The sequence below is a fragment of the Mumia sp. genome (assembly GCF_028803055.1).
GTDB lineage: Bacteria > Actinomycetota > Actinomycetes > Propionibacteriales > Nocardioidaceae > Mumia.
The window spans coordinates 1-12,702 of the sequence record NZ_JARBCJ010000095.1; the positions used below are offsets into that span (position 1 = coordinate 1).

The 12,702-nt window shown below is 71.5% G+C and carries 11 protein-coding genes; 9 read left to right on the forward strand and 2 right to left on the reverse strand.

Annotated elements, in window-relative coordinates; all coding sequences use genetic code 11:
* Together PV363_RS10530 and PV363_RS10535 are read right to left on the reverse strand one after the other, a co-directional pair.
* Window positions 1–841, reverse strand: an 841-nt coding sequence (locus PV363_RS10530; RefSeq protein WP_301022299.1) for a DUF58 domain-containing protein, incomplete at its 3' end; no start/stop codon positions are given.
* A gap of 1 nt (window position 842) precedes the next feature.
* Window positions 843–1,757: an AAA family ATPase gene (locus PV363_RS10535; protein ID WP_255559483.1), complete on the reverse strand. Its 915-nt coding sequence runs from the start codon at window positions 1,755–1,757 to the stop codon at window positions 843–845.
* A 461-nt stretch (window positions 1,758–2,218) separates the two neighbouring features.
* On the opposite strand from PV363_RS10535, the gene mraZ reads away from it, so the two are divergent.
* The 9 genes from mraZ to ftsW form a co-directional block, all read left to right on the forward strand.
* The gene (mraZ, locus tag PV363_RS10540) at window positions 2,219–2,650 is read left to right on the forward strand and encodes a division/cell wall cluster transcriptional repressor MraZ (protein ID WP_220344382.1); all 432 of its coding nucleotides are present in this window, start codon (window positions 2,219–2,221) and stop codon (window positions 2,648–2,650) included.
* 216 nt (window positions 2,651–2,866) lie between these two features.
* Window positions 2,867–3,817 carry a 16S rRNA (cytosine(1402)-N(4))-methyltransferase RsmH gene (rsmH, locus tag PV363_RS10545; protein WP_220347048.1) on the forward strand — a complete coding sequence of 317 codons (951 nt, stop codon included), beginning with the start codon at window positions 2,867–2,869 and terminating at the stop codon, window positions 3,815–3,817.
* Entirely contained in the window at window positions 3,814–4,263 is a 450-nt protein-coding gene (locus PV363_RS10550) for a hypothetical protein (RefSeq protein WP_220344384.1), read from the forward strand. The genes rsmH and PV363_RS10550 overlap by 4 nt, the downstream gene beginning before the upstream one ends.
* Window positions 4,260–5,999: a penicillin-binding protein 2 gene (locus PV363_RS10555; protein WP_220365773.1), complete on the forward strand. Its 1,740-nt coding sequence runs from the start codon at window positions 4,260–4,262 to the stop codon at window positions 5,997–5,999. Before PV363_RS10550 ends, PV363_RS10555 begins: the two co-directional genes overlap by 4 nt.
* Before the next feature lie 21 nt (window positions 6,000–6,020).
* Window positions 6,021–7,577 carry a UDP-N-acetylmuramoyl-L-alanyl-D-glutamate--2,6-diaminopimelate ligase gene (locus tag PV363_RS10560; protein WP_301022300.1) on the forward strand — a complete coding sequence of 519 codons (1,557 nt, stop codon included), beginning with the start codon at window positions 6,021–6,023 and terminating at the stop codon, window positions 7,575–7,577.
* Window positions 7,574–9,016 (forward strand): UDP-N-acetylmuramoyl-tripeptide--D-alanyl-D-alanine ligase, encoded by a 1,443-nt coding sequence (gene murF / locus PV363_RS10565; RefSeq protein ID WP_301022301.1) that lies wholly within the window; start codon window positions 7,574–7,576, stop codon window positions 9,014–9,016. Before PV363_RS10560 ends, murF begins: the two co-directional genes overlap by 4 nt.
* Window positions 9,013–10,077, forward strand: a complete 1,065-nt coding sequence (gene mraY / locus PV363_RS10570; RefSeq protein ID WP_220344388.1) for a phospho-N-acetylmuramoyl-pentapeptide-transferase — start codon at window positions 9,013–9,015, stop codon at window positions 10,075–10,077. The genes murF and mraY overlap by 4 nt, the downstream gene beginning before the upstream one ends.
* A 14-nt stretch (window positions 10,078–10,091) precedes the next feature.
* Window positions 10,092–11,546, forward strand: a complete 1,455-nt coding sequence (gene murD / locus PV363_RS10575; protein ID WP_220344389.1) for a UDP-N-acetylmuramoyl-L-alanine--D-glutamate ligase — start codon at window positions 10,092–10,094, stop codon at window positions 11,544–11,546.
* Between the two features lie 41 nt (window positions 11,547–11,587).
* On the forward strand, window positions 11,588–12,702 hold a 1,115-nt coding region (gene ftsW, locus PV363_RS10580), incomplete at its 3' end, for a putative lipid II flippase FtsW (protein WP_301022302.1).

Here is a 12,702-nt window from a genome sequence, read left to right on the forward strand (position 1 = left end):
TGATCAGACGGACGTCCCACCCGTTGCCGGCGAAGTGGGCGACGACCGAGGCGGCTGCCGACACCGCCCACTCGAAGGAGCCGTCCGAGCCAGGGCGGTGGACGTGGCGGCGGGTGTCGAGGTAGACGGTGACGTCGGCGTGGCGACCCTCCTCCTCGCGGCGGACCATCAGCTCGCCGGTCCGCGCCGTCGTGCGCCAGTGGATGCGGCGGAGGTCGTCGCCGATGCGGTACTCGCGTACGGAGGCGTCATCGGGGCGTCCGTTCGAGCCGAGCCGGACCCGGTGCTCTCCCTGTTCGGTCCCCACGCCTCCCGCCCACAGCCGGCCGAGCGGGTGGATGGTGGGGGTGACGACGAGGGGCGTCGTGGTGTGGAAGGTCTTGCGGACGGACAGGAAGCCGAAGGGGTCTCCGACCCGGACCGACAGGGGACCCAGGGAATAGAAGCCGCGCCGCCGAGGAACCAGTCGATAACGGGCCGGGCACTGCCACCGCGCTCCGACCGTGTCGACGGCGAAGCGGCGGTCGCCCCCCAGGGCGTCGGGCAGCCGGTCCTCCAGGAGGAGGGTGCCCGACGTGCCTCGACCACGGCCGGAAAGGTCGAGCGACACGTCGACGTCCGTGCCCGCAGGCACCCGCGCCGGCGACACCTCGCGGCTGGCGCCCACCGTGCTCCGGCTGTGAGCGACCGCGATGACCGCCAGCAGCGGCAGCGCGAGCGCGAGGGCGCCGATGCGGACCAGGAGGTCGAGTCCCAGGAACATGCCCCCGAGCACCACGGTGGTCCCCGCGGCCAGGAACGCGCGGCCGCGCGACGTCAGAGCACCGAGCGTCGAGCGCACGTCATCGCCCAGGGTCGGGCACGCGGACGTCGGACAGGACCTCGCGGACGACGTCGGCAGCCTGCCAACCCGCGACGACGGCGTCGGGGGACAGGAGCAGACGGTGAGCGAGCACCGGGACGGCCAGGGTCGAGACGTCGTCGGGCAGGACGTACGGACGCCGCTCCAGCGCAGCGCGTGCGCGAGCCGCACGCACGAGGTGCAGCGTGGCGCGCGGGGAGGCGCCGAGCCGCAGGCGGGGCGAGGAGCGGGTCGCGGTCGTGAGCGCGACGGCGTACTTCTCGATGGCGGGCGCGACGTGGACGGTGCGCACGGTGGCGACGAGGTCGGCCACCTGCTTGACGTCGGTCACCGGGACGAGGTCGGCGAGAGGGTCGGTGCTGCCGTGCTCGCGCAGCATCGCCGCCTCGGCATCGGCGGACGGGTAGCCCATCGCCACGCGGGCCATGAACCGGTCACGCTGCGCCTCGGGCAGCGGGTATGTGCCCTCCATCTCCAGCGGGTTCTGGGTGGCGACGACCATGAACGGGTCGTCGAGCGGGTACGAGGTGCCGTCGACGGTGACCTGACGCTCCTCCATGCACTCCAGGAGCGCCGACTGCGTCTTGGGGGACGCGCGGTTGATCTCGTCTCCGACGACCACGTTGCCGAACACCGCGCCCTGCCGGAACTCGAAGGTGCGGGTCGCCGGATCCCAGACCGACGAGCCGGTGACGTCGCTGGGGAGTAGGTCGGGAGTGAACTGGATCCGCCGCATCGACCCGTCGATGGATCGCGCGAGCGCCTTGCTGAGCATCGTCTTGCCGACTCCGGGGACGTCCTCGAGGAGGAGATGTCCGCCGGCGAGGAGCACGATGACGGCGGTGCGGACGACGTCGGCCTTGCCGACGATCACCGTCCCGACGTTGTCCACCAGACGCTGCGCGGCGACGACGAGCTCGTCGGTCTGGTCCGGCGCGGGAGGGGCGGCCGGCTCTCGGCGAGGTGTCGTCGTCACGGCAGTCTCCTGGGGCTCCAGCGGGGCTCGGTCGGGAGATGACGCGATCACCCCCCGGAGGTTCCGAGACTACCCGCGCGTCCCAACGGGCCACCTCGGAACGCGGAGCGCGCGCTCTCGTCCTCCACTTCTCCTCCACTCTTCCCCATCCTCTGCGCCACGGCCAGGGGAGTGCCTGGGATTCCAGCGATCGCGAGGCATCGACGCCTGACCTGCCCTCTCGTGCGCGACGGCGTCAGGAGGGCGCGCCGACGTGCAAGATCGGCATTCGTGGTGCGTTGTGGAGTATGGTGGCGCAAAGTGGAGCAACAGCCGGTCATCGACTTTCGGGTCCTCGGGTGTCCGGTTCGGCGGCGCGAGACGAGGGAGTGTGCGGTGCGATGTTCTTCGGCACATACACGCCTCGACTCGACGACAAGGGTCGCCTGTTCCTCCCCGCCAAGTTCCGCGACCGGCTCACGGAGGGTCTCGTGCTGACGAAGGGGCAGGACCGCTGCATCTACGTCTGGCCGCAGGCGAGCTTCCAGGAGTTCAGCGACCGGATCAGCAAGACGCCGTTCACCAACAAGGCCACTCGCGACTTCGTCCGCGTCCTGTTCTCGGGCGCCTCGGACGAGGTTCCCGACAAGCAAGGCCGCATCACCGTCCCGGGACCTCTGCGTGACTACGCCCGGCTCGACCGCGACTGCGTGGTCGTCGGGGCGATGGAGCGGGTCGAGATCTGGGACGCCGCACGCTGGGCGGAGTACTCCGACGAGCAGGAGGAGAGCTTCGCGACCCTCTCGGAGGAGGTGATCGAGGGACTGCTCTAGAGGCTCGTCCGTCGAGGCCTCTGGGCCGCTTGCTCCACCTCCTGGCTCCACTTCCCCGGTGCCAAGAGGTGACTTCCCAGGGCAAGCGGCCAGGGACCTGGCCGGACGAACCACCCGCGATCAGACCGCACGGGTAGCGGATCGAGGCGCACACAACGCTGAACCACACGGAACGAGGGGTCGAGATGGTGGTCGGACGTCCCGGGGCCGGGACGCATGGGTGAGACGAAGCACGTACCGGTGCTGCTGGATCGGACGGTCGAGCTCCTCGCGCCCGCCCTGGCCGGAAGCGACGCGGTCCTGGTCGACGCGACGCTGGGCCTGGGCGGGCACGCGGAGGCGGTGCTGTCGCGCTTCGCCGGCGTGCAGCTGATCGGGATCGACCGTGATCCCGAGGCCCTCCGGCGCTCTCGCGAGCGCCTCGCTCCCTTCGGAGACCGGGTGACCTTCTTCGAGGGGGTGTACGACCAGCTCGAGGAGGCGATCGCCGAGGCCGGGCGCTCCCACGTCGATGCCGTCCTGTTCGACCTGGGCGTCTCCTCGATGCAGCTCGACCTCGACGAGCGCGGCTTCTCGTACTCCCGCCCTGCTCCGCTCGACATGCGCATGGGGAGTGAGGGGACGACCGCGGCGGAGGTCCTCGAGACCTACAGCCGGGACGACCTGGCCCGCATCCTGCGGACCTACGGCGAGGAGAAGCACGCGGGGCGGATCGCCGACGCGATCGTACGGAGGCGGGCCGAAGCACCCCTGCGCACGAGCGACGAACTGGTGGCGCTGGTCCGCGAGGCCCTCCCCGCGGCGGCGATGCGCACCGGCGGAAACCCCGCCAAGCGGACCTTCCAGGCACTGCGCATCGAGGTGAACGACGAGCTCGGCGTGCTCCGGCGTGCTGTCCCGGCCGCGCTGGACGCGGTCGGCCTCGGTGGTCGCGTCGTGTCCATGGCCTACCACTCCCTCGAGGACCGGATCGTCAAGCAGGCGTTCGCGAAGGTCACCCGGCTGGACGTCCCGCCAGGACTCCCCGTCGTCCCCGAGGCCCTCGAGCCCCGGTTCCGACTCGTCACCCGCGGCGCCGAGACGGCGTCGGAGGCCGAGATCGAGCAGAACCCCCGCGCGAAGCCCGTCAGGCTTCGCGTCGTCGAGCGAGTGAAGGAGGCAGCATGAGTGTCGTCCACAGCGCTCCGCGCCGGGCGCCGGGTCGTCCGCAGCCGACGCGCAGTCCCCTGCGCGTCGTCCCGGCCGCTCGCCCCCGTTCGCCGCGCGCGCCCTTCGTGCTCCTCGTGGTCACCCTGCTCGCCGGTGGGCTCGTCGGTCTGCTGCTCCTCAACACCTCGATGCAGAACGGCGCCTTCCAGCTCGCCGAGCTGGAGAAGGAGGCGGAGACGCTGCAGAGCAGGCACGCCCAGCTGTCCCTCGAGGTCGAGGAGCGTGCGACCCCGGCGGCACTCGCGGAGCGAGCCGCAGAGCTCGGCATGGTGCCCAACACGACTCCCGTCTTCCTGCGACTCTCCGACGGGAAGGTCGTCGGCGACCCGGAGCCCGCCGCCCGGGGCGAGAGCCCTTCCGGGGTCGGAGGGCCGTCGCCGGCCGCCGTGGGAGCCCGCGAGTGAGTCCGGCGGTCCGCAACCGTGCGCGCTTCTGCTTCGTGGTCGTCGCGACCCTCCTCGTGATCTTCGCCGGCCGCCTCTTCCAGATCCAGGGTGTCGACGCGAACGCGTACGCCGAGCGTGCTCTGAAGGAGACGGTGCAGCCGACGGTGCTGCACGCCGACCGTGGGCGGATCCTCGACCGCGACGGTGAACCTCTGGCCACCTCGCTCGACGCGCAGTCGATCATCGCCAACCCGAGGTTCACCGCCAAGCCGGCCACCGAGATTGCGAGCATCCTCGCCGCGGAGCTGGGCGTCGACTACTTCGACACGGTGACGAAGCTGCGACGCGAGGGGACGCAGTTCGTCTACGTCGCCCGCAAGGTCCCGGCCTACCAGGCCAGCAGCGCGATGGCGAAGCTCGCCGACGCTGGCCTCCTCAACGGTGTGACGACGGAGCGCGACGCGGTCCGGACGTACCCCGGTGGCACTCTCGGCGCCACGCTGATCGGCCTGGTCTCGGGTGAGACGGGCGAGGGCACCAGCGGGCTGGAGAAGGCGTTCGACGACGACCTGACGGGCAGCGACGGCAAGGCGACCTACGAGACCTCCCCCAAGGGGGTACGCATCCCGCTGGCGCGTCAGACGATGAAGGAGGCGGTGCCTGGCGCCGACGTGGTGACCACGATCGACCGCGACCTCCAGTGGTACGCCGACAAGCGTCTCGCCGCGGCCGTGCGCGCGAGCGACTCCGACTGGGGCGTCGCGATCACGGTCGACCTCGAGACGATGCAGGTGCTGCAGCTGTCGCAGCTCCCGACGTTCGACGCCGAGGACCGCTCGACCGTCACGCCGGCGTCGATGAACAACCGCGCCGTGCAGAACGTCTACGAGCCGGGCTCGGTGCAGAAGGTCGTCACGATGGCCGCGCTCGCCGACGCCGGTCTCGTGACGCCGCAGACCAAGGTCCGGGTGCCCAGCGAGCTGCGTCTCGACGGGTTCACGATCAGCGACTGGTGGGACCACGGACGCCTGCGGCTCACCGCCGCGGGTGTGGTGGCGAAGTCGTCCAACCTCGGCACGATCGCCCTGGCCCAGCAGATGGACGACGCGACGATGCACGACTACCTGACGAAGTTCGGGTTCGGTCAGCCCACGGGCGTCGGGCTGTCCTCGGAGTCGCGAGGCATCCTCACCCCGGCGGAGCGGTGGTCGAGGGCGCAGCACGCGACCATCTCGTTCGGTCAGGGGATCTCGGTGACGGCGATGCAGCAGACCGCCGCGGTCGCAGCGATCGCCAACGGCGGCCGCTACACCAGCCCGACCCTGGTCACCGAGGTCCGTCGTGCCGACGGCACCACGGTCCCGCGGAAGGCGCCCGAGTCCCGTGAGGTCGTCTCGCCCGAGGCCGCGTCGATGGTCACGACGATGATGGAGGCGGTCACCTCGCCGCGGGGGTCGGCGCCCAACGTGTCGATCCCCGGCTACCGGGTCGCCGGGAAGACCGGCACCGCCTGGCGGGTGAACCCCGACACCGGGCGGTACGTGCGCGGCGAGAACACCGTGTCGTTCATCGGGTTCGCGCCCGCGGAGAAGCCGCGCTTCCTCACCTACGTCGTGCTGGACAACCCGCAGGGGGGAGGATCGGGCAGCGGCACGGCAGGCCCGGTCTTCCGAGACATCATGCAGCAGTCCCTGCAGCGCTACGGCATCGCGCCGAGCGGGTCGCGTGCGCCCAGGACGCCGGTCAAGTGGTGAGACTCGATACGCTCGGCTGCGATGTCTTCTGAGCCTCTCACCCCTCTCGACACGCGACCGCCCTCGGTGGTCCCGGTCGCTCTCGATGATCTCGCCGAGGCTGTCGGCGCCACCCTCGTCGGCGGTACGGGAGGCGTCGTCACCGGTGTCACCCTGTCGTCGCGCGACGTGCGGGACGGCGACCTCTACGCCGCGCTCCCGGGCATGCGAACCCACGGGGGGCGCTTCGCCGCGGACGCCGTGGCGTCCGGCGCCGTGGCCGTGCTCACCGACGGGCCAGGTGCCGACCTTCTCTCCGAGGCCGGCGTGGACGTGCCCGTCCTCCGCGTCGACGACCCCCGAGAGGTGCTCGGTCGCGTCGCTGCGCACGTCTACGGCTGGCCTGCCGAGAGCGTGACGACGATCGGGATCACGGGCACGCAGGGCAAGACGACCAGTGCCTTCCTGATGGCATCTGCGCTGCGGGCGTGCGGCGACCGTGTGGGCGTGATCGGCACGACCGGCGCCTTCCTGGAGGACCGTCCGGTCAGCTCGGCGCTGACGACTCCCGAGGCCCCGGCGCTGCACGCGCTCTTCGCGGTGATGCGCGACCACGGGGCCGACGCGGTCGTGATGGAGGTCTCCAGCCACGCCCTCGCGCTGCACCGCGTCGACGGTGTCGTCTACGACGTCGCGGTCTTTCTCAACCTGGGCCGCGACCACCTCGACTTCCACGCCGACGTCGAGGACTACTTCGCGGCCAAGGCGTCTTTGTTCACTCCCGAGCACGCCGGCCACGCCGTCGTCGACGTGGACGACCCGTACGGCCGTCGGCTGGCCGCGGAGACCGCCCTCCCGGTGACCACGGTCTCGGTGGACGGGCGCGAGGAGGCCGACTGGCGCGTCGCGTCGTTGGAGAGCACCCCCTCCGGTTCGACCGCAGAGGTCGTCGGACCGGACGGTCAGGAGAGGACGCTCGTCGTCGGCCTGCCGGGCCGCTTCAACGTCGCCAACGCGCTCGCCGTCCTCGCAGCCGTCACCGCGACCGGCCGTGCGGTCGACGACGCGCTGGCCGGGATCGCCGCCTGCACCGGCGTGCCGGGCAGGATGGAGCCCGTCGACGTGGGTCAGGACTTCGTCGCCCTGGTCGACTACGCGCACAAGCCGGACGCCCTCCGAGCGGTGCTGGCGTCCCTGCGTGGGCTGGGCCCCGGGCGGCTGCTGGTCGTGGTCGGCGCCGGCGGCGACCGCGACCCCGGCAAGCGCCCGCTGATGGGCGCCGTCGCTGCTGAGCTCGCCGACGTGGTGGTGGTCACCGACGACAACCCGCGCACGGAAGAGCCGGCCGCGGTCCGGGCCGCGATCCTGGCCGGGGCGCAGGACGCCATCCTCCGCGGGGCCACCGCGACGCTGGTCGAGATCGGCGACCGACGGGCGGCCATCGCCCACGCCGTCGCCGACGCCCGGCCCGGCGACACGGTCGTCGTGGCGGGCAAGGGCGACGAGAGCGGACAGGTCGTGGGCGACGTCGTGCACCGGTTCGACGACCGCGAGGTCGTCGCCGAGGCGCTGCGTGACCGGGAGAGGAGAGACGGGTGATCGCGACCTCGCTCGCCCGCGTCGCCGACCTCGTCGGCGGTACGGCCTACGACTCCGACGACGTGGTCGTCACCGGCCCCGCCACGCTCGACTCGCGCGACGTCGCGTCCGGAGGGCTCTTCGTCGCCGTCCGGGGCGAGCACGTCGACGGTCATGAATACGCGCCCGCGGCGCTGCGGGCGGGTGCCGCCGCCGTCCTCGGCGAGCGCCGGGTCGACGGCCCCTGCGTGGTCGTCGACGACGTGACCCGAGCGCTCGGCACGCTCGCGGCCGACGTGCGCGACCGGCTGGACGGCTGCACGGTCATAGGGGTGACCGGGTCGCAGGGCAAGACCAGTGTGAAGGACCTGCTGGCGCAGGTCCTCACCCGTGCGGGGACGACCGTGGCCACCGCAGGCAACTACAACAACGAGCTGGGGGTGCCGCTCACCGTGCTGCGCGCCGACCCCGACACCCGGTTCCTCGTCGTCGAGATGGGGGCGCGAGCGCTGGGCAACATCGCCGAGCTGTGTGCGATCGCCCGCCCGGACGTCGGCGCCGTCCTCAGCGTCGGGTCGGCCCACCTGGGTGAGTTCGGGTCGGTGGAGACGATCGCGCGCACGAAGGGCGAGCTCGTGGAAGCGCTTCCTCCGCAGGGTGTGGCGGTGCTCAACGCCGACGACGCGACCGTCGCGGCGATGGCGACACGCACGAGGGCGCGGGTGGTGACCTACGGCATGTCCGACGACGCCGACGTGGCGGTGCGCGACCTCGCCGTCGGACCCGACGGCGAGCCTCGCTTCCGGCTGGTCGCCGGCGACGAGAGCGTCGGGGTCCACGTCCCGCTGCTCGGTGCTCACCAGGCCTCCAACGCTGCTGCGGCGGCCGCGGTGGCACTCGCGGTCGGCATGGACCTTCCGACCGTGAGCGACGCCCTCGGTGCGGCCACGACGCGCTCGGCGTGGCGGATGGAGCGCCTCGTGGGCGACGACGGCCTCGTGGTCGTCAACGACGCCTACAACGCCAACCCGGAGTCCACGGCAGCCGCCCTGCGCGCGGTGGCAGCGATGCGGGGAGAGGGGAGAGTGGTGGCCGTCCTCGGAGAGATGCTCGAGCTCGGCGATGCGTCTCACCGTGCCCACTCCGACGTTGGTAGTCTCGCCGCGGACCTCGGTGTCACCCACGTGGTCGCCGTCGGGTCGGGCGCACGCCCGATCCACGAGGCGGTGCTCGCCGCCGGCGCTCCGTCCGTCGCCGTCGACGACGTCAACGACGCCGTCGCGTGGCTGCGGACGTACGCCGGCCCGGGTGACATCGTGCTGGTGAAGGCCTCTCGCGCGAGTGGTCTGGAGCGGGTGGCTGACGCGCTGCTCTCGCCACCGGCGCAGCACGAACGAGTCGCGGGCACCGAGCCCGAGGACGGCGGAGGACGCGACGACGAAGGGAACGACGGTCGATGAGGGCCATTCTGATCGCCAGCGGTTTCGGGCTGATCGGCACGTTGCTCGGCACGCCGCTGGCGATCCGTCTGCTCGTCCGCAAGGGCTACGGGCAGCTGATCCGCGACGACGGTCCTACCTCGCACCACACCAAGCGCGGGACGCCGACCATGGGCGGCCTGGTGATCATCATCTCGGTCGTCCTGGCCTACGCGCTGGCCAAGCTGATCACGGGGAGCGTGCCGTCGGCCTCAGCGGTCCTGCTGCTCTACCTCTTCGTCGGGCTCGGGCTGGTCGGGTTCCTGGACGACTACATCAAGGTGATCAAGCAGCGCAGCCTCGGTCTTCGGTCCAAGGCAAAGCTGGCGGGGCAGGCGCTCGTCGCGCTCAGCTTCGCCCTGCTCGCGCTCAGCTTCCCCGACGCGAACGGTCGGACCCCGATCTCCGAGGGCATCTCGTTCATCCGTGACATCCCCGGGTGGACCGTCCCCGCCGCGCTGATCGTCATCTGGGTGCTCGTGATGATCTGGGGCACCAGCAACGCGGTCAACCTCACCGACGGTCTCGACGGTCTCGCGACCGGAGCGTCCGTGATGGTCTTCGGCGCCTACATGCTGATCAACCTCTGGCAGAGCAACCAGTCGTGCGCCTTCAACCCCGGCCCCAAGTGCTACGACGTCCGAGACCCGCTCGACCTCGCCGTGGTCGCGGCCGCCCTCACCGGCGCCTGCTTCGGTTTCCTGTGGTGGAACGCCTCACCGGCCAAGATCTTCATGGGCGACACCGGGTCGCTGTCGCTGGGCGGCGCGATGGCCGGCTTCGCGATCATGACCCGTACGGAGGTCCTCCTCCTCGTCCTCGGCGGCCTGTTCGTCATCATCACGCTGTCGGTGATCCTCCAGGTCGGGTGGTTCAAGATGTCGGGGGGCAAGCGGCTGTTCAGGATGGCGCCGCTGCAGCACCACTTCGAGCTGATGGGGTGGGCCGAGATCACCATCGTCGTCCGGTTCTGGATCATCAGCGGGCTCTTCGTAGCGCTCGGCCTGGGCATCTTCTACTCCGAGTGGGTCAGCGGACTGTGACCGCCGAGCCCTCTGTGGACCACCTCGGACGGCACGACTCGTGGGAGGGGGTGCACGCCGTCGTCGCCGGCCTGGGCGCCAGCGGCTACGCCGCCGCGGACGCCCTGGTGCAGGTCGGTGCGCGCGTCACCATCCTCGACGACGGCGAGGGCGACCTCCTGCGCGAGCGGGCGGGCATCCTCGAGGTGCTCGGGGCCGAGGTGCGGCTGGGTCCGGGTGCGACCGCGACCCTGCCCGCCGGGGCCGCTCTCCTCGTTCCGTTCCCGGGACTGCCACCTCGCACGCCGATCGTCGCCGAGGCGGCGCAGGCCCGCGACGTCGCGGTCTGGTCCGAGCCCGAGCTCGCGTGGCGGTTGCGCGAACCGGGCGCGGCACCCTGGCTCGCGGTCACCGGCACCAACGGCAAGACCACCACCGTCCAGATGCTCGAGTCGATCCTCGCTGCCGCCGGGCTCCGTGCGCCCGCCGTGGGCAACATCGGGGTCCCGGTGACCGAGGCGGTGATGGACCCCGCAGGCTACGACGTGCTGGCCGTGGAGCTGTCGAGCTTCCAGCTGCACTTCGCCCGATCCCTGGCCTGCGAGGCGTCGGCCGTGCTCAACGTCGCCGACGACCACCTCGACTGGCACGGTGGCCCGGCCGACTACGCCCGTGACAAGGGCAGGATCTACGAGCACGTGGAGCGGGCGTGCGTCTACAACGTCGACGACCCGGCCACCGAGCGTCTGGTGCGCGACGCCGACGTGCAGGAAGGCGCGCGCGCGATCGGGTTCACCCTCGGCGTGCCGTCGGTCGGGATGGTCGGCATGGTCGACGACGTGCTCGCCGACCGCGCCTTCGTCCCCGAGCGCACGACCAGCGCCGCAGAGCTTGCCACGCTGGGTGACCTCGCCGGTCCCGCGGGAGAGCCGCCCGCGCCTCACGTGGTCGCCAACGCACTGGCGGCCGCCGCGCTCGCCCGTGCCCACGGGGTGCCGCCCGTCGCCGTGCGCGACGGGCTGCGGGCCTACCAGCCCGGAGCCCACCGGATCCAGCAGATCGCGGAGGTCGACGGCGTCACGTTCGTCGACGACTCCAAGGCCACCAACCCGCACGCGGCGATCGGGTCGCTCCTCGCGTACCCCTCGGTCGTCTGGGTGGCCGGCGGACAGGCCAAGGGCACGACGTTCGACGGTCTCGTCGAGCGCACGGGCTCTCGGCTGCGGGCGGCGGTGCTGATCGGCGCCGACCGCGCCGTGATCCGGGACGCGTTGCGGCGACACGCGCCGGAGGTGCCGGTCGTCGAGGTCGATGCGGGCAAGGATGTGCTCATGGATCGCGTCGTGGACGCGGCAGTGCGGTTCGCCCGGCCGGGCGACACGGTGCTGCTCGCCCCGGGGTGCGCGTCCTTGGACCAGTTCACGAGCTACGCGGAGCGAGGCGACTCCTTCGCCGCAGCCGTGGCCAGGCACGCGGCGACGCGACGGTGAGACCGCCGCCGCCCGACGAGCACACGAGCGGGAGGCGACCGGTGGCGAGGTCGGGCAGGCACACGTGGGTCGCGACGTTGCGCGACACCCTCGAGAAGCCCCTGACCTCCTACTACCTCGTGCTGGCGGTCGCCGGCCTGCTCATCGGCTTCGGCATGGTGATGGTGCTCAGCGCCAGCTCGGTCACCTCCCAGCTCAACAACGGAAGTCCCTACGCCATCGCCGCCCGCCAGGGAGGTTTCCTCGTGGCGGCCCTCGTGCTGGGCCTGGTGGCGTGGAAGATGCCGCTGCGCGCGATGCGATGGTGCGTCTACCCGTTGCTGCTGCTGGCCCTGGTGCTGCTCGGCCTGACCTTCACCCCGCTGGGCGAGGAGGTGCGTGGCAACCAGAACTGGCTCGACTTCGGAGGCCCGTTCCTCATCCAGCCGTCGGAGGTCGCGAAGCTCGCGATCGTGCTGTGGACGGCCGACCTCTTCGCCCGCAAGCAGCGCCTGCTGCACCAGCCGAAGCACGTCCTCCTGCCGATGCTGCCGGTGACGGGGTTCGTCGCGATGCTCGTCGTGCTGCAGCGCGACCTCGGTACGGCGCTCGTGCTCTTCGCGATCATCCTGGGCCTGCTCTTCGTCGCCGGACTTCCGGGACGCCTCTTCCTGGTCTCGCTCCTCGGCATCGGTGCCGTGGTCCTGGTGTTCGTGCGCTCCAGCGCAGAGCGTCTGCAGCGCATCACCTCGTTCACCGATCCCTTCGCCGACGCCCAGAACAGCGGCTACCAGGCCGCCCACGGACTGATGGGGCTCGCGACCGGCCAGTGGTTTGGGGTAGGGCTCGGATATAGCCGGCAGAAGTGGGGCTCGCTGCCGGGAGCCCACACCGACTTCGTGTTCGCCGTGATCGGCGAGGAGCTCGGCTTGGTGGGAGCCCTCAGCGTGCTGCTGCTCTTCGGCCTTCTGGCCTACGTCGGCTTCCGCATCGCGCGACGGGCGCGCGACCCGTTCTGCCGCCTCGCGGCCGCCGGGATCACCGTCTGGCTGATGGTCCAGACGATCGTCAACATCGGGATGGTGCTCGGCATGCTGCCGGTCATCGGCATCCCTCTGCCGCTCATCTCCTACGGTGGTTCCGCACTCGTCCCGACCGTGGTCGCGCTCGGGATGCT

What these genes read in the sequence shown, in the direction of transcription:
- mraZ (WP_220344382.1), top strand. Translation starts at nt 2,219, where the DNA reads ATGTTCTTCGGCACATACACGCCTCGACTCGACGACAAGGGTCGCCTG.
- rsmH (WP_220347048.1), top strand. Translation starts at nt 2,867, where the DNA reads ATGGGTGAGACGAAGCACGTACCGGTGCTGCTGGATCGGACGGTCGAG.
- PV363_RS10550 (WP_220344384.1), top strand. Translation starts at nt 3,814, where the DNA reads ATGAGTGTCGTCCACAGCGCTCCGCGCCGGGCGCCGGGTCGTCCGCAG.
- PV363_RS10560 (WP_301022300.1), top strand. Translation starts at nt 6,021, where the DNA reads ATGTCTTCTGAGCCTCTCACCCCTCTCGACACGCGACCGCCCTCGGTG.
- mraY (WP_220344388.1), top strand. Translation starts at nt 9,013, where the DNA reads ATGAGGGCCATTCTGATCGCCAGCGGTTTCGGGCTGATCGGCACGTTG.